Genomic DNA, 18,131 nt, shown 5'->3' with positions numbered 1-18,131 from the left:
TTTTCTGCTGAGCGGGTTCACGCCTCGAAGGGGCGATGTTCAAGCCAGAACGCGTTGGTAATTTCGTTCAAGTCATTGATGAGTGTGTGCTGCCGTGACCAGGTGTCCCGCTTGTTCAGCCCGTATTTCCCGCGAGCATCGCTTCTGCTCTCAATGTGGCGCGAGTCTCAATCGTAACGCGGAGGAGCCGGGCGCCCCCGAGCGCGATGCGCACGTCGTCCAGCTGCACCATCATCTTCCCGTTCGCTCGCAGATGCTGACTGAAAACAAGCAGGTCAGCGTGCTGTTCGTCGACGTCTGCAATTCGACCTCCCTTTTGCAGCATGTCGACCCCGAGGAAGCCCGCGCCTATCTCGGCAGGGCATTGGACCGGTTGGCTGACGCGGTCGAGACCTATGGCGGCACGGTGAGCCAGTTGCTCGGCGATGGCCTCGTCGCCTTGTTCGGCGCGCCCGTGGCGCAGGAGGACCACGCCCTGCGGGCGTGCCTTGCCGCTCTCAAGATGCAGAGAGCATCCATTCCAGCCCAAGATATCGGAGGCGTCGTCAGCCCGACGCTGCGCATCGGTATCAATTCGGGCGAGGTGCTGGTCGGTATCGTCGGACAGTACCGGTGGTCGCACTACGGCGCGGACGGAAAGACAATCCATCTCGCTTCGCGACTTGAGAAGATGGCGCCGCCCGGCGGCATCCTGATCAGCGCCGCGACGCAGCGGCTGGTCGCGCAGCAGATCGACACGCGTACGGCGGGCGTGCGGATCGTGCGCGGACTGGATGTTCCGATCGAAGTGCATGAAGTCGTGGTGGAGACCGAAAGTTCGGCGGCCGCGCCATTGACGCGGAAGCCGCGCTGGGCGCCTCTGATCGGACGCGAAGACACCTTGAGGGTCCTGGAAGGGACCCTGGAGACCGTTCAAAAGTCCGGAATGCGAACCATCGGGTTGTGTGGCGATGCCGGGATCGGCAAGTCGCGCCTGATCGTCGACTGGATGGACAGCCTCGCGCAAGAGGGCGTGGACGTCTGCTTTTCGCAGGCGAGAGGGTATGCGAGCACGCGGGCCTACAGCACCGCCACCGATCTGACCGCAAGTTTGGTCGGGCTTGCGCAAACCAGCGCGGCAGACATTCGGCATTCCGCCAAGCAGGCGTTGATTGCGAAATGGCCCGATGACGGCGCCGAGCATCTGGCGGCGGTCAATGATCTCTTGGGACTTGCGGCGCCGGATGAGGCCTGGCTGGCGCTGAACCCGGCGCAACGACGGCGCCGGATCGGCGAGGCGTTGCTCTGGCTCGTGCGCAGACGCGTGCGGTCCGGCGCTTTCCTGCTCGTGCTCGAGGACGTCTTCCTGGCCGACCGCGAGAGCCGGCGGCTGTTCGAGGGCCTGCTTCCAAAACTTCAGGCGATGCCGGTCCTGATTTGCGTCACTTATCGCCCGGATTTCGACCATCAGTGGCGTCGGGCGTCCTGGTTTTCCGAGCGCGTGATCGAGCCGCTGGGCGACGGAGAAATGCTCCAGCTCGCGCGCGCCTGTCTCGGCGATGATCCGTCCGTGCTTGGCGTCATGACCGAACTGGTCGCGCGCGCCGACGGCAATCCCTTCTTCCTGGAGCAACTGGTTTTCACGCTGATCGATGACGGGTCGCTGGAAGGGACCCCCGGCGCCTACCGTTTGCAGAGGCCTCTCGGAGAGCTGCGGGTGCCGGGCTCCATCGCGGCGGTGATCGGGGCGCGGGTCGACAGGCTGCCCGAAGCCGCAAAGTCGGCGCTCGAGGCTGCGGCCATCCTTGGTGATCCCATCACGCGCGATCTGGTTGCCGCGATGCAGGCCGTGGACCTCGATCGCGCCGAAGAATTGCTAGGCCTTTGTGTCGCATCCGGATTGCTGACGAGTCCGGATCAGGCGAGGGGCTCGCACGGATCGCACGCCTTCGCGTTCCGCCATGCCTTGGTCCGTGACGTCGTGCTTGGGGTGCTCACGCGCGCCAGGCTCAAGGCGCTGCATCGCCAGGCCTTCCTGGCGCTGCACGCCCAGCCCGGGGCCGCCGATGTCGATGCCGCGCCGGCACTGGCGCATCATGCCTTCGGGGGCGAGGAATGGGAGCAGGCGGCAAGATTCGCCGTCAAGTCGATGGCGCGTGCCATCTCGCGCTCGGCCAATCGGGAGGCCGTCCAATTGCTGGAGAAGGGCATCCAGGCGGCACGGCGCGTCGAGGGCGCGACGACCGCCCAGACCCTGGAGCTCGCGCTCCGGCTGGAGGCCATTGGCGCAATGCTGGCTCTCGGGCAGATCGACGAGATCTTCGACAACATGGAGCGGGCTGAAGCCATCGCCGTGCAACTGAACGATCAGCGTGCACGAGCGGCGGTTTCGACCGAGACGGCAGTGTTTCTGTGGATGCGCGGACGTTTCGAGCAAGGTCTGGGCTACGCTTCGCAGGGACTGGAAGCGGCTCGCCTCGCACAGCGTCGTCACATGATGATGGCGGCGCATCAGACCCGCCTCATGCATCTGCATGCGCTCGGGCGGTACGCGGACGCGGCGGCCGAAGGCCGCATCCTGCTGTCGGACTACGAACCGGAATTGTCGGCGCATTATGTCCAGCCGGGCTGGGCGGCGATTCCGATCATCAACCTGTACGCATTTCATGCCAGCACGCTGTGGCGCCTCGGGGATGGCGGTGCGGCGGACGATTTCTTCGCCAAGAGCTATGAGATTCTGTCGAACATCGATCACCCATATTCCCGTCTGTTGATCGACACGGTCCAATCGCAGATCTGGGTCGAACGCGAGGAGCTCGACCGTGCCGAGTCCCTGATGCGCACGGGTGTGCAGCAATGCATGACGCACAACGTGCCGACCATGCTGTCCGTCTGCACCGGCGTTCTTGGCAGCGCGCTGGCGCGCAATGGCAAGGCTGCCGAAGCGGTGCCCATGCTGGAGAAGGGATTCGCCGATCGCATCTACGAGGCGGCCGGCCCCTATGGCAGGACGTTCATGCGCGTCAGCCTGGGTGTCGCCTATCGCAAGCTCGGACGACTGGACGATGCGATCGCCGTCGGACGCAAGGCGGTCGAGCAGGCCGCCGAGGAATACGGACACCAGACCGAAGCCCTGTACGAGCTCGCCGAAACGCTGCGGCAAGCCGGCGATCAGGCCGGGGCCGAAGCGCATTTCAAGCGAACCGCCGAGGCGGCGGAGCGTCTGGGCATGCCTCACTACCGGATGCGGGCCGCCGCGGCGCTCGCAGATTGGCGGAAGGACGGGTACGCAGCATGAAAATCTCAGCTGGCACTCCTGATGCAATGCCGCCGGGGCTCCGCAGCCTCTCCTATGGGATCTTCTGTTGGGCCAATCGCCGTCCGAGGGCGTTGCGAGCCGTCGGTGCCCTGTTTCGGCTTTGGCCGTTTGCGGGGGGCTGGTTCGGCATGGCGGCGCGCGCCAGTGCGGTCAAGAGTGTCCTGACCAGGCCGCAGAGTTTCTCGAACTCTGCCCATGCGGCCAATCTGGCCGCCGGCGATTACCTGATTGGCATGGATCCGGGCCCTACCTACCACGACGACCGGCGTCTGCTCGATGCCCGGTTGGCTTTGCTGGCTGCGAGCTTGCCGGCCGCGGCCGATCAGGAGGTTCAGCGACGCGTCGAGCAGCTTGGGCAACTCGGCACGAACAAGTCGTTCGACCTCATTGACGACTACCTGATGTGGATCGTGTTTCGAGCGATGGATCCGCTGTTCGGGGCGGCAACGGGCAAGGTGGTCGCGGGCGCGCATGGCAATTTCAACGACCCCGGGCTGCAACGGCAATATCTCCTGGAAATCAGATATGTCGCAGGCCAGCTCCTTGCCGGAAGCACTGCGACGCTGAGGGTCCAGCGACGGGCAGAACTTTGCTCGGATGCGTTGCGGGCACGTATCGCCGCCGTGAGCCGCGACATCGAACAGGCTTGGGGTGTCCACAGCACCGCCAGCGCCATCACGCGGAATGCCGCCGGTCTTGCCTGGATTTCGCATCCGGTCACGGTGCAGTCGGGGGCGCTGGCCGTGCAGGAGTTGCTCGGGCGCTCCGGGGTTCACCGGGCCTTGCGGGCGGAAGCCGAGCGGCTCGGGCCGGCCCGCGTTTGGCAAGACGCCAAGTTCCGCGATCTGGTGCGCGAGCACGTGCTCGAGCTGATGCGCTTTCGGCCCATCTTTCCGCTGCTCGCGCGCGACGTGCCGCGCGATACGGAATTCGAGACCGGGGCGCGGCACAACGCGCCGTGCTCCGCTGGCGGCAAGATGGCAATCTGGTCGATCGCCGCCCTGTTCGATTCCAGGGTGGTCAAGAAGAGCCGTCAGTTCTGTCCCGCCCGCAATTGGGGGCCGCATCAGGATTTGCGCTGGCTGATGTTCGGGTACGGCACCCGCCAATGTCCCGCCAAGGATTACGCGGTCGAGATCCTGACAAGTGCGCTCATTGGTCTGCTGATCCTGCCCGAGCTGCGGCTCACGCGGGGCGAGGGCAAGGCCATCGCCTATGACGGCCCATTGATGTCCCGCATGCGCGTGAACTTCGTCTGACGGATTGGGAAGGACAGTCCATGCTCAAAATGGTCCGTCAGCAGATGATCTGCATCATTGCGCCAGGCTGGCGCGGCGCGGTGGATTTTTCCGACTCGGGAGACATGCAGTCCGCGCTGAATGCACTGTTTGAGGATGTTGCGGTCATTCAATTCGCGTCCATCGCACTGTTGCCGGCGCGCACGGATGCACAGGAGCAGGCGCCGTCGCTGATGCTCGAGCTTGCCGTCGAGGAAGGCATCGATCCCAAGGACATGCTGTACAGGCTGGTCCATCATCCCAGCGGCGCGATGTGGTCGCTCTTCAGCTCTTACTGGCCCGGCGGCGGGCCTCCGCTGGTGAGCGCGCGCAACGGACAATTGTTCGACAAGCTGATCGGGTGGCTCAGTCTCGCCGATGGCGGTTTCGTCGGTCCTCGCGACCGAACGGCCCGCCAGATCAGGAAGGAGCATGACCTCCTGATATGGACCCGGGACGAGGGACGCAAGTTGAGAGCCATGTACGGCGATGACCGTGCATCGTTCGCGCTTGCGCTGGCGCAGCGGGCATTCCAGGACCCGCGCTTCGACTGGGCGATGCAGCCTGCACCGCGGTCCTATTGGCGCGGGAAGGGTGCGAGCATCTCGGCAAAGGTCGGCTATGGGCTCACGATTTTCGGCTTGTGGCTGGCCCTGGTCTGGCTCGTGGGCGCGCTGCCGAAAGGATTGTTCGGCGCGATCACCTGGTTCGTCGGCGCATCCTATCCCCCGATGCAGTCCGTGGTGGACGTCATAAGCACTGTGAGCATGGAGATCGTGTGGGCGAGCGTCAGGGCGCTTCTCGCCTTTGTCGCGCTGCTGTTCCTGGGGTGGCTGCTCCTGGTCGCGCTGCCGGCCCTGTTCGCGCCCTGGCGGCGATGGGTGGACAGCGTCCGCCGCGAACTCGAACGGCCGACCGAGACGTGGTCGTCATTCTCCACCCGTGTGGTCGGCTGGATCGTGGTCGTGCCGTTGCTCGTTGCCATTTTGGTGTGCGCGGTAGTCTTCGTCTTCTATCCCAAGCCGATCATGGAAGGGATCACGGCTTTGACTGCGCGGGTTCCGGGATGGGAGCTCGCCCTCTTCGGCGTGCTTGCGATCGTCGCGCTGCTCTGCATCGGGACCTTCTTCTCCTGGATCAATCGCCGGTTTGAGGCCTTGAGCAAGTGGTTCTTCCATCCCTACGAAGACGATGTTGCCCGGGCCCAGCAGGTTCATCCGTCAATCGACCAGTGCGAAGCGCTGTTGGCCAGTGGGACCGCGCACATGGTCAGCCTGACTGATATCCGCAGCCCGAACGGATGGAGTGCCTGGTGGATCCGTGTGTCCCTGCGTGTCGTGACCTTCTTTGGGCGGGTGTTCTTCACCGAGGGGCGGCTCGGTGATGCACCGGGTATCCATTTCGGCCATTGGCACATTATCGAGGACGGCCGGCGCTTTCTATTCTGCTCGAACTATGACGGCAATTTCGGCGGTTACCTCGACGATTTCATCAACGGCGCGACGATCGGGACTACGTTGGCCTGGCGATGGACGACGCTGAGGCCGCGGGGATCGGCGGCGGTCGGGCAGCCGGACATCAAGGTGCCGCGCGATTTTCCGCCGACGCGTTTCGTGCTTTTTCGCGGTGTGAAGTGCGAGTTGAAATTCAAGTCCTACGCCCGCGACAGCATGCTTCCGCACATGTATCGCTTCGACGCGTGCAAAGCGACGATCGAGGAGATCGACCTCGCGACCGGGCTGCGCGATGCCCTGTTCGGCGAGCGCAACGACAGGAACGACGACTTCATCATGAGGGCGATCGAAACATGAAGGCTTCGCATCTCTCCGAACAGCTCGAGGACATTCAGGGAATGCTCGGAAGCGGCTTTGGCTGGTTGAAGACCAGCCGCTTCTGGCTGCTGACGATCAAGGCGGGCCGCGAGGACGATGCCCGGGCGTGGCTCGCAGGGCTCGTCGACAAGAAGCTGGTCGTCAGTGCCGCCGACGTCAGGAAATCGAGGACCCACCCCGTCGACGATGCCGTCGCGATCGCTTTCAGCTATTTGGGGCTGGCAAAGCTCGGATGCGACGAGACTGCTGCGCATCCGTTCCCGTCCCCGTTCAGCAGCGGCATGGGCTGCGACCTGCGCGCGTTGCTGTTGAGGGACAGCCCGCGAGAATGGCGCTGGTCCGATGTTGAAGGCGGTGCCGGCGACCCCGTGCATGTCCTGGTTGGCGAATGGAGAATGCGACGGAGCGCTGCCGAGATGGCGAGCGCGCCGGAGAAGTCAGCAGAACTGGATCTTGATCCCAACGTGTTCGATGTCATCAAGATCGACAACGATCCCTGCGCCTTCCAGCAGAAGGCGGGCGACGAAGAAGAGAGATTGTACGAGTCCTTCGGGTTTCGCGATGGCCTCGCGCAGCCTGTGATCAGCGAGCTTAGGGAAGAGCGCGGCGCCGAGCGCAGGAAGATCAGGCGGGATGCCGGCATCCTGTACGAGGATCGCGTCGTCGCCCCGGGGGAATTCATTCTGGGCTATCGCAACGAATATGACGAGCTGACCTATTGCCCCAACGTCAAGCGATGGCCGGGCGATGCCACGTATACGAGCGGCCGCTTCGCGCTGAACGGAACCTATCTCGCGGTTCGCCAGATTGAGCAGGATGTCGACGCGTTCGCGAAATTTGAAGCGGTCTACGGCCAGGCCGTCTGCGAGAAGGTGATGGGCCGTCGAAAGAATGGAAAGCCATTGTCGTGGCAGGGCGATCCCGACGTTTCGATTTCGGATTCGAAAGCCGATGCATTTCGCTTTCGTGTCGACGACGCGAACGGCTTTGGCTGTCCGAAGGGAGCCCATATCCGCCGGGTCAATCCGAGGGATACGCTCGGCATCGACGTGCAATCGAGCATCAAGTCGGTCAAGCTGCACCGGCTGCTGCGCCGAGGTCGGCCCTATCGCGAGGAGGTTGCGAACGATAAGCCGCGCAAGGGCATCTTCTTCATCGCGTGCAACGCCGATCTCGAGCGGCAGTTCGAGTTCATCTACCAGCGCTGGTTGCGAAATCCCCGGTTCGTCTGCCTCAACGACCAGGACGACCCTCTCGTCGGCAAGCCCGCTGCCACCAGGAGCTTCTCCATGCCGGGATTGGCAAGCGGCGAGGAAGTGTCGCTGGCTGCTTTTACGCGGACGCTGGGGGGAGGCTATTTCTTCCTTCCCGGAATCTCTGCGCTCAATTTCATCCTCGGCCGCGAGGGCATTTCCAAAGCGGTCGGCCCGGAGGCCGTCGCAGCCTTGGCGCCCTGAAAGCCGGCGCGAGGCCGAAGGGTCAATCTTGAGGGTTAATCCTGCGGCTCGGACGCCGCGTCGCCCTGCGCGTCGATGCGCAGCCAGCCCGAAGGCGCGAGGCGCTGCTGCGGCAGGAAGCGGGCCTTGTAGTCCATCTTCTTCGAGCCCTCGATCCAGTAGCCGAGATAGACGTAAGGCAACCCTTGCCGACGGGCGCGGGCGATGTGGTCGAGGATCATGAAGGTGCCCATCGAGCGGCTGACCTGGCCCGGCTCGAAGAATGAATAGACCATCGACAGGCCGTCGCTGAGCACATCGGTGAGTGCGACCGCGATCAGCTCCTCGCCGCGGCCGGTGATGCCGCTGTCGGGGCCGCGCTTGCGGTATTCGATGATGCGGGTCTCGACATGGCTGTCCTCAACCATCATGGCGTAGTCGAGCACGGTCATGTCGGCCATGCCGCCATGGCGGTGGCGGGCGTCGAGATAGGCCCGGAACACCGAATATTGCTCGGAGGTCGGCACCGCGCTGCGCTGCTCGCCGATGATGTCGGCGTTGCGCGCCATCACCTTGCGGAAGTTGCGGGAGGGGCGGAACTCGTTGGCGATGACCCGGACCGAGACGCAGGCGCGGCACTGGTCGCAGGCCGGCCGGTAGGCGATCGACTGGCTACGGCGGAAGCCGCCATGGGTCAGGAGGTCGTTGAGGTCACCGGCGCGCTCTCCCACGAGGTGCGTGAACACCTTGCGCTCATGCCGACCCGGCAGATACGGGCAGGGGGACGGCGCCGTAAGGTAAAATTGGGGGGTATCGCGCGAGTGCTGGGTCAAGGGACGTCGTGGGCCTCCAAAGTGAGTATCAGCATCGCGCTACGGAAGCCCCCGGTCAATTGGTCAGCTCGGCAGGTCAGGTCAGCAGTCACCTTAGTGGATCCCGGTTAGTAGGCGGTTGATCACCAGGTCCTTGCCGCCTGCGGCACCGGCGCGCGGACGGAATTGTTGATCACGACCGTTCCCAGCACGAAATCGTGCAGTAAGCGCCGGCGGCCGTTGAACAGGCCGAGCAGCACGACGAAAGGCGTCAGGAAGCAGACCGTCACATAGAACAGCACGGCATGGGTGGCGCCGAGCACGAAGTAACCGGGTGCGCCGTACCAGGTGCGTAGCTCCAGATCCATCAGCCGCATGCCGATCGTTGCGGACGAGGGACCGCCAATGCAGGCGCCGTAATAGACGATCGCCCAGACCACGGAGGCCGGCCAGGCGATCCCGAACAGGAGAAAGCCAAAGCCGAGGGTGACCACGCCGAATACGAAGATGAAGACATAGCCGAGGATCACCGGCACTGAGACGATGACCATGTCGATCAGGAAGGCGAACGCTCGCCGCGTCGCGACACCGCGAAACAATTCCGGATGCAGGTCAGGGTCGTAGGCGTGCGGCTGCGCGCCGCCGTCATTGCGCCAGGCGCCCGAATTGCCCGAGTCGTACGACATGATCCGTCCTCCCAGAGGGAAACAGAAGGAAAACCCTCAAGGCAGGACATGGGAACAGGCTCTTCCCCTGCCAAGGGCGCAGGGACGTTAACAAGGCGAAATATTCCGGCGATTCGGGGGCGGATGGGGCGCGGCGCTCGCGCGCAGGACACCGGTGCCGGAAGGTGGGCAAAGGCGCGTAGCGCCGTGCCCACCATTGCCCGCTATCTTGCACGATGGATGGATTGGTGGGCACGCTTCGCTTTGCCCACCCTACGTCACCTTATCCCTGCGCGCGCAGCTTCTCCGCCGCCTTCGGCGCAAAGTAGCTCAGCACGCCGTCGGCGCCGGCGCGCTTGAAGGCGAGCAGGCTTTCCATCATGGCGCGCTCGCCGTCGAGCCAGCCGTTGTTGGCGGCGGCTGCGATCATCGCGTATTCGCCCGAGACCTGGTAGGCGAAGGTCGGCATCGCAAACGTGTCCTTCACGCGGCGGACGACATCGAGATAGGGCATTCCGGGCTTCACCATCACCATGTCGGCGCCTTCAGCGATGTCGAGCTCGACCTCGCGTAGCGCTTCGTCGGTGTTGGCGCTGTCCATCTGATAGGTGCGCTTGTCGCCGGTCAGCGTCTTGGCCGAACCGATGGCGTCGCGGAACGGGCCGTAGAAGGCGGAGGCGTATTTCGCGGCGTAGGCCATGATCTGCACGTCGAGCAGGCCGGTGCGGTCCAGCCCCTCGCGGATCGCGGCGACGCGGCCGTCCATCATGTCGGAGGGCGCGATGATGTCGCAGCCGGCTTCGGCCTGCACCAGCGCCTGACGCACCAGCACGGCGACCGTCTCGTCATTGAGGATCCTGCCGTCCGAGATCAGGCCGTCATGGCCGTGGCTGGTGAAGGGGTCGAGCGCGACGTCGCAGAGAATGCCGATCTCCGGAAACTCCTTCTTGATCGCGCGCACCGCCTGGCAGACCAGATTGTTCGGGTTGGTCGCTTCGGAGCCTTCCTCGTCGCGCAAAGACGGCTCGGTGTAGGGAAACAGCGCGAGGCAGGGGATGGTGAGCTTCATGGCGCGCTCGGCCTCGCGCACGGCCTGGTCGACGCTGAGGCGCTCGACGCCGGGCATCGAGGCAACCTGCTCGCGCTTGTTGTGGCCGTCGATCAGGAACAGCGGCCAGATCAGATCATCGGTGGTGAGGACGTTCTCGCGCACCATCCGCCGGGCCCATTCGGCCTTGCGGTTGCGGCGCGGGCGGACGGTCAGATCGAGGGCATGGGGCACCGCCGCTCCCTCGCGGCGCGAAACCTCGCGCAATTCGATCGGACGTCCGTATTTGATCGCCATCACTCTTCCTCCGGCTGGAATTATTCTTATACCAGCTCGCATGGTTCCCGCCACCGCGGCTTGACCTGCCGCAAGGCAGAATTGAGCTGACCTTGGCAGTCGAGCTTGGGCGCCGATTGATTTTGCAGTCCGAAGCAGCCAGAAGGGGGCCATGTCCGAGATTTCCACCCGCGATGCGGCCCGTGACGGCAGCCCCAGGGACGCCGTCAGAGACAGCGCCAGAGACAGCGCGATGTCGGTGGCTGCGATCTCGTCGGAGCGCTCGGAGTCCGATGACAATGTCTGGACGCGCCGCCTCGTGCTGTTCCTGCGGGTGATGGCGCTGCTCTCGATCCTGAAGGGCCTCTATCACTGGGCGCAGGTGACGGGCTTCGTCGGCGGCGAGGACGAGGCGTTCGAGAACCAGTCGATGGCCTGGCAGGCCGCGACCGTCTACTTCGCGGTGATCGAGCTCGTCGCCGCGGTCGGCCTGTGGCTGGCAACGCCGTGGGGCGCCGTGGTGTGGCTCACCACCGTGGTGTCGATGGCGGTGATCGAGCTGATGTTCCCGGGCATCTACGGCGGCAGCCTGATCGTCGTCGGCGTCGAAGCCTTCATGCTCGCCGCATATCTCGCGCTCGCCTGGATGGCCGCGCGCGAACGGCCGCCGTAGCGATCAGACGATCACAAGGCACACTCTCGTGCCCCGGATGCAACGCAGCGCGCCGCGCTTACGGCGTGATGCGTTGCAGAGCCGGGGCCCATCTCTCCGCGATCTCGTTTGTGGCCCTCTGGGTCCCGGATCTGCGCTTCGCTTGTCCGGGACACGAGAGTGGCGTTAGCGGAGTTGTGCCGGATTGGTTGACCGTTGGTTGCCTAAAATTTGCGGTAAGTTTTCGTTGACCAGCCGGTTCCGCCACAGCCGTTACGCGCCCGTTTCGAAACGGAGCGGGGCTGTTCTGGAATGCGACAGTTGCAGCGGACGGAGGGTGAACAGGACCTTGCGAAGGTCAACAGAGGCTTTCGAAAAGTGCTTGTGGCACAGGCTTAATCCGCAATTCACTGTCTTAAATTCATGATCTCTTTATTCTCTTATTTAAGCCGATCTTCAAACGAGCCCCTTAAGTTGCACCTATCAGACGGGACACAAGTTTCGTCGAATAAGTGTCGATAAAAACGACAACAGGGGAAGTGTCATGATGAAAGCCGTCGCAACTGCGGCAGATACCGCAGAGCGCGTCTCCGGCCAGCAGGGTTCGGTGCAGTCGCTCTATCTGGAAGCTTTGACTCTGGTGGAGCGGCTGCATCGCCGGCTCCTCGACGTGATCAAGGACGAGTTCGATCGCCGCGGCCGCGCGGACATCAACTCGGTGCAGGCTCTCCTGCTCTACAACATCGGCGACAAGGAGCTGACCGCGGGCGAGCTGCGCACGCGCGGTTACTATCTCGGCTCCAACGTCTCCTACAATCTGAAGAAGCTCGTCGAGCTCGGCTTCCTCGACCATCAGCGCTCGCGCGTTGATCGCCGCTCGGTCCGCATTCGCCTGACCCCGCAGGGCCAGGAAGTCCGCCGCATCGTCGATGCGCTCTACCAGAAGCACGTCAAGACGGTGGAGCAGGTCGGCGGCATCTCGGGCGAGGAATTCTCGACCCTCAACAAGTCACTGCACCGCCTCGAGCGGTTCTGGACCGACCAGATCCTGTATCGGCTCTGAGTTTCCAAGGGATAAGGCCAAGCCGGCCCGCAACAAGACCGGCAAGCCGCCCGAACGTGCCTAACTTCCCCAGCGCGCCGGCCCGGAGTTGCCCCGGACCGGTGCGTTTTGCATTTTGCACCTGCGAAGAAAATTTTGCGACCCGAGGAACCAGTTCCGGGCCTGGCGCTTATCTCCTTCGGATCGGAGAAAGGTCGATGCTGGTCGAGCGCGGGCTGCAGGCGATGAACGTGGAACTCGTGAGCGAGGCCTACGCCATCGCCGCGAACTACCTTCGCCGTTCCGGCGCGATCCCCGATACGCTCGTCACCGACGAACGCCTGCTCGGGATCATCATCAAGCTGCTCCAGAACGGGGAGTTCAACAAGATCCGGCTCGCCAACACGGCGATCGCCCGGTTCCAGGCGCAGGCCGAGGCCCGCGCGGTTGCCTGATCAACAGTCCCAAAATACCGACGAACCCAGAATATCGCACGAACCAGAGGGTGCCATGGAAGCCGCCATCGACCGCATCATGCAGACCTATGACCTGCTCGCCAACCGCACCGCCGCGGCCAGCGAGGAGGCGAGGGAGAAGGTCACGAACTATCTCAACATCCTGATGGAAGCGGGCGAGAAGGACACCCACCGGTTGACGGTCTGCGGCCTGACGTATCTGCGCCAGCTCGACGGCAGCGTGGACCCGGTGAAGGCGGGGTATACCGGGCTGTGACAGGCAGCCGGCGGCTCCACGGGTGAGGAGTTAGGGCCCAAAGCGGCCCCATTCGGGAGGGGTGGACGGGCGGCTCTCCAGAGCCGGCCCAAGTGCCGAAAACCGCCACCCTCCACCATATCTTGCATAAATATCAGGCCCGACCCGCAAATGCTTGGCCTGTTGCGGGCGATGTGGTAGATCGCGCTCGCCGCTTCCGATCGCCACACCAGACCGCCCGTAGCCCGCCAAAAGGCTGCGGCGGTGGAGATATTCGCAAGATGACCGCACCCAAAACCGCCTCCGCGCCCGATTCGTTTTTCACCGCTCCGCTCGAGCAGGCCGACCCGGAAATCGCCGCCGCCATCAAGGGCGAGCTCGGCCGGCAGCGCCATGAGGTCGAGCTGATCGCCTCCGAGAACATCGTCAGCCGGGCCGTGCTGGAAGCGCAGGGTTCGGTGATGACCAACAAATACGCGGAAGGCTATCCCGGCGCGCGCTACTACGGCGGTTGTGAGTGGGTCGACGTCGCCGAGAACCTCGCGATCGACCGCGCCAAGAAGCTGTTCGGCGCCAAATTCGCCAACGTGCAGCCGAACTCCGGCAGCCAGATGAACCAGGCGGTGTTCCTGGCGCTGCTGCAGCCCGGCGACACCTTTATGGGTCTTGACCTCGCGGCGGGCGGCCATCTCACCCACGGCTCGCCCGTCAACATGAGCGGCAAGTGGTTCAAGGCCGCGCACTACACCGTGCGCCGCGAGGACCAGATCATCGACATGGATGCGGTTGCCAAGCAGGCCGAACAGGTCAAGCCGAAGCTGATCGTCGCCGGCGGCTCGGCCTATTCGCGCGCCTGGGACTTCAAGCGCTTCCGCGAGATCGCGGACAGCGTCGGCGCGTACCTCCTGGTCGACATGGCGCACTTCGCGGGCCTCGTCGCCGGCGGCGTGCACGCCTCGCCCGTGCCGCATGCCCATATCACCACGACGACGACGCACAAATCGCTGCGCGGTCCGCGCGGCGGCCTGATGCTGTGGAATGACGAGACGCTGACCAAGAAGTTCAACTCGGCGATCTTCCCGGGGCTGCAGGGCGGCCCCCTGATGCACGTGATCGCGGCCAAGGCGGTCGCCTTCGGCGAGGCGCTGCGTCCGGACTTCAAGGTTTATGCCAAGAACGTCGTCGAGAACGCCAAGGCGCTGGCCGAGGCGATGAAGAGCCATGGCTTCGACATCGTTTCCGGCGGCACCGACAACCATCTGATGCTGGTCGATCTCAGGCCGAAGGGCCTTAAGGGCAACGCCTCGGAGAAGGCGCTGGTCCGCGCCGCCATCACCTGCAACAAGAACGGCATTCCATTCGACCCCGAGTCGCCGTTTGTGACCTCCGGTATTCGTCTGGGCACGCCGGCGGCGACCACCCGTGGCTTCGGCGTCGCGGAATTCCAGCAGGTCGGCGGCATGATCGCCGAGGTCCTCAACGCGATCGCGCAGTCGGACGACGGCAAGGCGCCGCTGGTGGAAGCCGCGATCAAGGAACGCGTCAAGGCGCTCACCGATCGGTTCCCGATCTATCAGTAAGGCTGGGTCACGCGGATGCGCTGTCCGAACTGCAACAGTCTCGATACGCAGGTAAAGGACTCGCGTCCGACCGAGGACTCTTCCGTGATCCGCAGGCGGCGCGTGTGCGTCGCCTGCAATTTCCGCTTCACCACCTTCGAGCGCGTGCAATTGCGCGAGCTCACGGTGATCAAGCGCAACGGCCGCCGCGTGCCGTTCGACCGCGACAAGCTGATGCGCTCGGTGCAGATCTCTTTGCGCAAGCGGCAGGTCGAGCCGGAGCGGGTGGAGAAGATGGTCTCCACTATCGTGCGCGAGCTCGAGACCGGAGGCGAGGCCGAGATCTCCTCCGAGGTGATCGGCGAGACCGTGATGGAGCATCTGCGCACCCTCGACGACGTTGCCTATGTGCGCTTCGCCTCGGTCTACCGCAATTTCCGCGAGGCCAAGGATTTCGCCGACGTGCTCGGCGAGCTCTCCGGTGAGGAGGAAGCGCGGCTCGCCGCGATCCGCAAATGATCTTCCGCATCCTGGAGGATCAGTTCGCGCAGAAGGCGCGCGAGGCCAAGGACGCCGATCTTCGTTTCATGCAGCTGGCGCTGGCGCTTGGACGCCGCGGGCAGGGACGCACCTGGCCTAACCCGGCCGTGGGCGCCGTCGTCGTCAAGGACGGTGTCATCGTCGGCCGCGGCTGGACCCAGCCAGGCGGACGGCCGCATGGCGAGCCCGAAGCCCTGCGGCGCGCAGGTGAAGCCGCACGCGGCGCCACGCTCTACGTCACGCTCGAGCCTTGCTCGCATTTCGGCAAGTCGCCGCCTTGCGCCGACGCGGTGATCGCGGCCGGCATCAAGCGGGTGGTGGCGGCGATCGAGGATCCCAATCCTGAGGTCGCGGGGCAGGGGCACGCGCGGCTGCGCGCGGCCGGGATCAATGTGGACGTGGGCCTGTGCGCGGCGGAAGCCGCCTTCGACCATGCCGGGCATTTCCGCCGCATCCGGGACAAGCGCCCGCATGTGATCCTGAAGCTCGCGGTCTCGCCCGACGGCAAGATTGGCGCCGCCGGCGGCAAGCCGGTCGCGATCACGGGGGAGGCGACGCGCAATCGCGTGCATCTCCTGCGCGCGCAGAGTGATGCCATCCTGGTCGGCATCGGCACGGTGCTGGTGGACGATCCGCTTCTCACCTGCCGGCTGCCGGGCATGGCGGCACGCTCGCCGGTGCGCGTGGTGCTCGACCAGAGCCTGCGTATTCCCGGGGCGAGCAAGCTTGTGGCCTCCGCGCGCGAGACGCCGCTCTGGGTGATGGGCTGCGACCTTGCGGAAGCCGCGGCAGCAACACGTCTCGGCGCGACTGGCGCGCAAGTGATCCGCGTCCCGCCGGCAAGCGCCTCCGGGCTCGATTTGCCGGCCGCACTGCATGCGCTGGCCGGGAAGGGCATCACCCGCCTGATGGTCGAGGGCGGCAGCCGCGTTGCGGCTTCGTTCGTCGCGGCCGACCTCGTCGACGAAATCTGGCTGTTCCGCGGCGCGGAAGCGGTCGGCAGTGGCGGCGTCGATGCGCTCGATGCATTGCCCCTGTCGAAAATCACGCAGTCGCAGGCCTACAAGGTTCATGCTAGCGAAACATTCGACAAGGATACTCTCACCATCTACGAGCGCGCGTAATGTTCACCGGCATTGTCACCGATATCGGCGAGATCATCAGCTTCACGCCCGTGGCACAGGGCCAGCTGCACCGGCTGCGCATCGCCTGCCGCTACGATCAGACCACCATCGCCGACGGCGCCTCGATCGCCAGCAACGGCGTGTGCCTGACTGTGGTTGCGTCCGGCGTCGCAGGCGGCAAGGACTCCCAAAGGACCTGGTATGACGTCGATGCTGCGGCGGAGACGCTGGCACTCACGACGGCCAAGCACTGGAAGGTCGGCACCAGGCTCAACCTCGAGCGCGCGCTCAAGATCGGTGACGAGCTCGGCGGGCATATCGTCGCCGGCCACGCCGACGGTATCGCGACCCTCGTCAGCCGCGAGGATCTGCCCGATATGGCGCGGTTCGAGCTCTCGACCACGCGGGAGCTGGCGCGGTTCATCGCGACCAAGGGCTCGATCACGCTCGACGGCGTCTCGCTCACGGTCAATACGGTCAAGGACGTGACTTTTTCGGTGCTGATCATCCCGCACACGCTCTCGGTCACGACGATCGGTGGCTGGAAGGCGGGGGACGAGGTCAATATCGAGGTCGACTTGATGGCCCGCTATGCGGCGCGGTTGACGGAAATGAAGTGACGGCAGAGCCGTCATTCCGGGATGGTCCGCAGGACCAGGCCCGGAATCTCGAGATTCCGGGTTTGATGCTTCGCATCGCCCCGGAATGACAGTGTCTTTAAAACTTGGCTTACGTGCCTGCGGCGACTACATAACGCGCCGGCCCCAGTAAACGGATTGAGACGATGGCAGACGCGCGGCGCGCACCCCTGAAGGACCAGACTGACATTTCCGGCGCGCGCGCGCTGATTGTCGAGGCGCGGTTCTATGACGATCTCCAGGACGCGCTTCTGGACGGCGCGATCGCCGAGCTGAAGGCGGCGGGCCTGACCCACGACGTCATCACGGTTCCCGGCGCGCTGGAGATTCCGGCCGCGGTGGCCATCGCCATCGACGCGGCGGCGGCGAGCGGCAAGCCCTATGACGCTGTGATCGCGCTCGGCTGCGTGATCCGCGGCGACACCATTCACTTCGAGATCGTGTCGCAGGAATCCTCGCGCGCGCTGATGGATCTTGCCGTGGCGCGAAAGCTGCCGCTCGGCAACGGCATCCTCACCGTCAATAATGAGGCGCAGGCCTGGGCGCGGGCGCGCGCCAGCGAGCTCAACAAGGGCGGCGATGCCGCGCGTGCGGCGCTTGCGATGCTGCGCATCAAACGCCGCATGGCGCGGGCCTGAGCCATGGCTGATCCCACCAAGAAGCCGGCAGGGCTTAACGAGAAGAAGGCAAACCGGCGCGGCGCGGCGCGGCTCGCGGCCGTGCAGGCGCTGTACCAGATGGATATTGCCGGCGCCGGCATCAACGACATCTTTGCCGAGTTCGAGAGCCATTGGCTCGGCAATGAGGTCGAGGGCGACACCTACCTGCCGGCCGAAGCGGCTTTCTTCCGCGACGTCGTCTCGGGCGTCGTGCGCGACCAGAAGAAGCTCGATCCCCTGATCGACGAGGCGCTGTCGAAGGGCTGGCCCTTGAAGCGGATCGAGGCGATCCTGCGCGCGGTGCTGCGGGCAGGGGCCTATGAGCTGGAGCACCGCAAGGACGTGCCGGGCCGCGTCGTCGTCTCCGAATATGTCGACGTCGCCAACGCCTTCGTCGACCGCGAGGAGACCGGCATGGTCAACGCCGTGCTCGACCAGATCGGCCGCCAGTTTCGCGGCGACGAGTTCGGGCGGGGGTAATTTACGGCGAGGGCGGTTAATTCATGCGAGACGGCTGCCCCATACTCCGCTGTCATCACCCGCGAAGGCGGGTGATCCAGTG

At 64.7% G+C, this 18,131-nt stretch carries 17 protein-coding genes; 14 read left to right on the top strand and 3 right to left on the bottom strand.

From position 1 onward, the window contains the following. Positions 1-253: 253 nt before the first annotated feature. The 4 genes from GGD66_RS06315 (at position 254) to GGD66_RS06300 (ending at position 7,864) form a co-directional block, all read left to right on the top strand. Positions 254-3,277 carry an adenylate/guanylate cyclase domain-containing protein gene (locus GGD66_RS06315; RefSeq protein ID WP_210311329.1) on the top strand — a complete coding sequence of 1,008 codons (3,024 nt, stop codon included), beginning with the start codon at positions 254-256 and terminating at the stop codon, positions 3,275-3,277. 149 nt (positions 3,278-3,426) lie between these two features. Then, complete coding sequence (locus GGD66_RS06310) at positions 3,427-4,557, top strand: cytochrome P450 (protein ID WP_244550674.1); 1,131 nt, start codon at positions 3,427-3,429, stop codon at positions 4,555-4,557. Between the two features lie 104 nt (positions 4,558-4,661). Beyond that, positions 4,662-6,386, top strand: a complete 1,725-nt coding sequence (locus GGD66_RS06305) for a hypothetical protein (protein WP_246788769.1) — start codon at positions 4,662-4,664, stop codon at positions 6,384-6,386. Further along, positions 6,383-7,864, top strand: a complete 1,482-nt coding sequence (locus GGD66_RS06300; RefSeq protein ID WP_183257103.1) for a Dyp-type peroxidase domain-containing protein — start codon at positions 6,383-6,385, stop codon at positions 7,862-7,864. The genes GGD66_RS06305 and GGD66_RS06300 overlap by 4 nt, the downstream gene beginning before the upstream one ends. Positions 7,865-7,899: 35 nt before the next feature. Here GGD66_RS06300 and GGD66_RS06295 read toward each other — a convergent pair whose 3' ends face one another. From GGD66_RS06295 to hemB, 3 genes are all read right to left on the bottom strand, one after another. After that, positions 7,900-8,676 (bottom strand): arginyltransferase, encoded by a 777-nt coding sequence (locus tag GGD66_RS06295; RefSeq protein WP_018320036.1) that lies wholly within the window; start codon positions 8,674-8,676, stop codon positions 7,900-7,902. Between the two features lie 122 nt (positions 8,677-8,798). Continuing rightward, positions 8,799-9,341, bottom strand: coding sequence for an RDD family protein (locus tag GGD66_RS06290; protein WP_183257102.1), 543 nt, complete (start codon positions 9,339-9,341; stop codon positions 8,799-8,801). 262 nt (positions 9,342-9,603) lie between these two features. Beyond that, entirely contained in the window at positions 9,604-10,665 is a 1,062-nt protein-coding gene (gene hemB, locus GGD66_RS06285) for a porphobilinogen synthase (RefSeq protein ID WP_092257493.1), read from the bottom strand. A gap of 151 nt (positions 10,666-10,816) precedes the next feature. On the opposite strand from hemB, the gene GGD66_RS06280 reads away from it, so the two are divergent. The 10 genes from GGD66_RS06280 to nusB all read left to right on the top strand — a co-directional run bounded on the left by GGD66_RS06280 (position 10,817) and on the right by nusB (position 18,049). Further along, the gene (locus tag GGD66_RS06280; RefSeq protein WP_018320039.1) at positions 10,817-11,317 is read left to right on the top strand and encodes a DUF6163 family protein; all 501 of its coding nucleotides are present in this window, start codon (positions 10,817-10,819) and stop codon (positions 11,315-11,317) included. Positions 11,318-11,840: 523 nt separating this feature from the next. After that, entirely contained in the window at positions 11,841-12,359 is a 519-nt protein-coding gene (gene ldtR, locus GGD66_RS06275; protein ID WP_018320040.1) for a transcriptional regulator LdtR, read from the top strand. A gap of 197 nt (positions 12,360-12,556) precedes the next feature. Continuing rightward, the gene (locus GGD66_RS06270) at positions 12,557-12,793 is read left to right on the top strand and encodes a hypothetical protein (RefSeq protein WP_018320041.1); all 237 of its coding nucleotides are present in this window, start codon (positions 12,557-12,559) and stop codon (positions 12,791-12,793) included. Between the two features lie 55 nt (positions 12,794-12,848). Beyond that, on the top strand, positions 12,849-13,070 hold the full coding sequence (locus GGD66_RS06265; protein WP_018320042.1) for a hypothetical protein: 222 nt from the start codon (positions 12,849-12,851) through the stop codon (positions 13,068-13,070). A gap of 260 nt (positions 13,071-13,330) precedes the next feature. Further along, positions 13,331-14,629 carry a serine hydroxymethyltransferase gene (gene glyA / locus GGD66_RS06260; RefSeq protein WP_018320044.1) on the top strand — a complete coding sequence of 433 codons (1,299 nt, stop codon included), beginning with the start codon at positions 13,331-13,333 and terminating at the stop codon, positions 14,627-14,629. A 15-nt stretch (positions 14,630-14,644) separates the two neighbouring features. Further along, the gene (gene nrdR, locus GGD66_RS06255; RefSeq protein WP_011087793.1) at positions 14,645-15,127 is read left to right on the top strand and encodes a transcriptional regulator NrdR; all 483 of its coding nucleotides are present in this window, start codon (positions 14,645-14,647) and stop codon (positions 15,125-15,127) included. Further along, the gene (gene ribD / locus GGD66_RS06250; protein ID WP_183257101.1) at positions 15,124-16,272 is read left to right on the top strand and encodes a bifunctional diaminohydroxyphosphoribosylaminopyrimidine deaminase/5-amino-6-(5-phosphoribosylamino)uracil reductase RibD; all 1,149 of its coding nucleotides are present in this window, start codon (positions 15,124-15,126) and stop codon (positions 16,270-16,272) included. The genes nrdR and ribD overlap by 4 nt, the downstream gene beginning before the upstream one ends. Beyond that, positions 16,272-16,892 carry a riboflavin synthase gene (locus GGD66_RS06245; protein ID WP_183257100.1) on the top strand — a complete coding sequence of 207 codons (621 nt, stop codon included), beginning with the start codon at positions 16,272-16,274 and terminating at the stop codon, positions 16,890-16,892. Before ribD ends, GGD66_RS06245 begins: the two co-directional genes overlap by 1 nt. Positions 16,893-17,056: 164 nt before the next feature. Next, positions 17,057-17,548, top strand: coding sequence for a 6,7-dimethyl-8-ribityllumazine synthase (ribH, locus tag GGD66_RS06240; RefSeq protein WP_183257099.1), 492 nt, complete (start codon positions 17,057-17,059; stop codon positions 17,546-17,548). 3 nt (positions 17,549-17,551) lie between these two features. After that, positions 17,552-18,049 (top strand): transcription antitermination factor NusB, encoded by a 498-nt coding sequence (gene nusB, locus GGD66_RS06235; RefSeq protein ID WP_018320048.1) that lies wholly within the window; start codon positions 17,552-17,554, stop codon positions 18,047-18,049. Positions 18,050-18,131: the final 82 nt, after the last annotated feature.

This window comes from Bradyrhizobium sp. CIR48, assembly GCF_014198315.1.
Lineage (GTDB): Bacteria > Pseudomonadota > Alphaproteobacteria > Rhizobiales > Xanthobacteraceae > Bradyrhizobium.
Note: the sequence above shows the minus strand (reverse complement) of the source record. Positions and strands in the feature narration are given on the sequence as shown.

Bases quoted from the DNA above. Each gene is read 5' to 3' on its own strand.
- GGD66_RS06315 (WP_210311329.1), top strand. From the start codon at position 254: ATGCTGACTGAAAACAAGCAGGTCAGCGTGCTGTTCGTCGACGTCTGC.
- GGD66_RS06310 (WP_244550674.1), top strand. From the start codon at position 3,427: ATGGCGGCGCGCGCCAGTGCGGTCAAGAGTGTCCTGACCAGGCCGCAG.
- GGD66_RS06305 (WP_246788769.1), top strand. From the start codon at position 4,662: ATGCAGTCCGCGCTGAATGCACTGTTTGAGGATGTTGCGGTCATTCAA.
- GGD66_RS06300 (WP_183257103.1), top strand. From the start codon at position 6,383: ATGAAGGCTTCGCATCTCTCCGAACAGCTCGAGGACATTCAGGGAATG.
- GGD66_RS06290 (WP_183257102.1), bottom strand. From the start codon at position 9,341: ATGTCGTACGACTCGGGCAATTCGGGCGCCTGGCGCAATGACGGCGGC.
- hemB (WP_092257493.1), bottom strand. From the start codon at position 10,665: ATGGCGATCAAATACGGACGTCCGATCGAATTGCGCGAGGTTTCGCGC.
- GGD66_RS06280 (WP_018320039.1), top strand. From the start codon at position 10,817: ATGTCCGAGATTTCCACCCGCGATGCGGCCCGTGACGGCAGCCCCAGG.
- ldtR (WP_018320040.1), top strand. From the start codon at position 11,841: ATGATGAAAGCCGTCGCAACTGCGGCAGATACCGCAGAGCGCGTCTCC.
- GGD66_RS06270 (WP_018320041.1), top strand. From the start codon at position 12,557: ATGCTGGTCGAGCGCGGGCTGCAGGCGATGAACGTGGAACTCGTGAGC.
- GGD66_RS06265 (WP_018320042.1), top strand. From the start codon at position 12,849: ATGGAAGCCGCCATCGACCGCATCATGCAGACCTATGACCTGCTCGCC.
- glyA (WP_018320044.1), top strand. From the start codon at position 13,331: ATGACCGCACCCAAAACCGCCTCCGCGCCCGATTCGTTTTTCACCGCT.
- nrdR (WP_011087793.1), top strand. From the start codon at position 14,645: ATGCGCTGTCCGAACTGCAACAGTCTCGATACGCAGGTAAAGGACTCG.
- ribD (WP_183257101.1), top strand. From the start codon at position 15,124: ATGATCTTCCGCATCCTGGAGGATCAGTTCGCGCAGAAGGCGCGCGAG.
- GGD66_RS06245 (WP_183257100.1), top strand. From the start codon at position 16,272: ATGTTCACCGGCATTGTCACCGATATCGGCGAGATCATCAGCTTCACG.
- ribH (WP_183257099.1), top strand. From the start codon at position 17,057: ATGGCAGACGCGCGGCGCGCACCCCTGAAGGACCAGACTGACATTTCC.
- nusB (WP_018320048.1), top strand. From the start codon at position 17,552: ATGGCTGATCCCACCAAGAAGCCGGCAGGGCTTAACGAGAAGAAGGCA.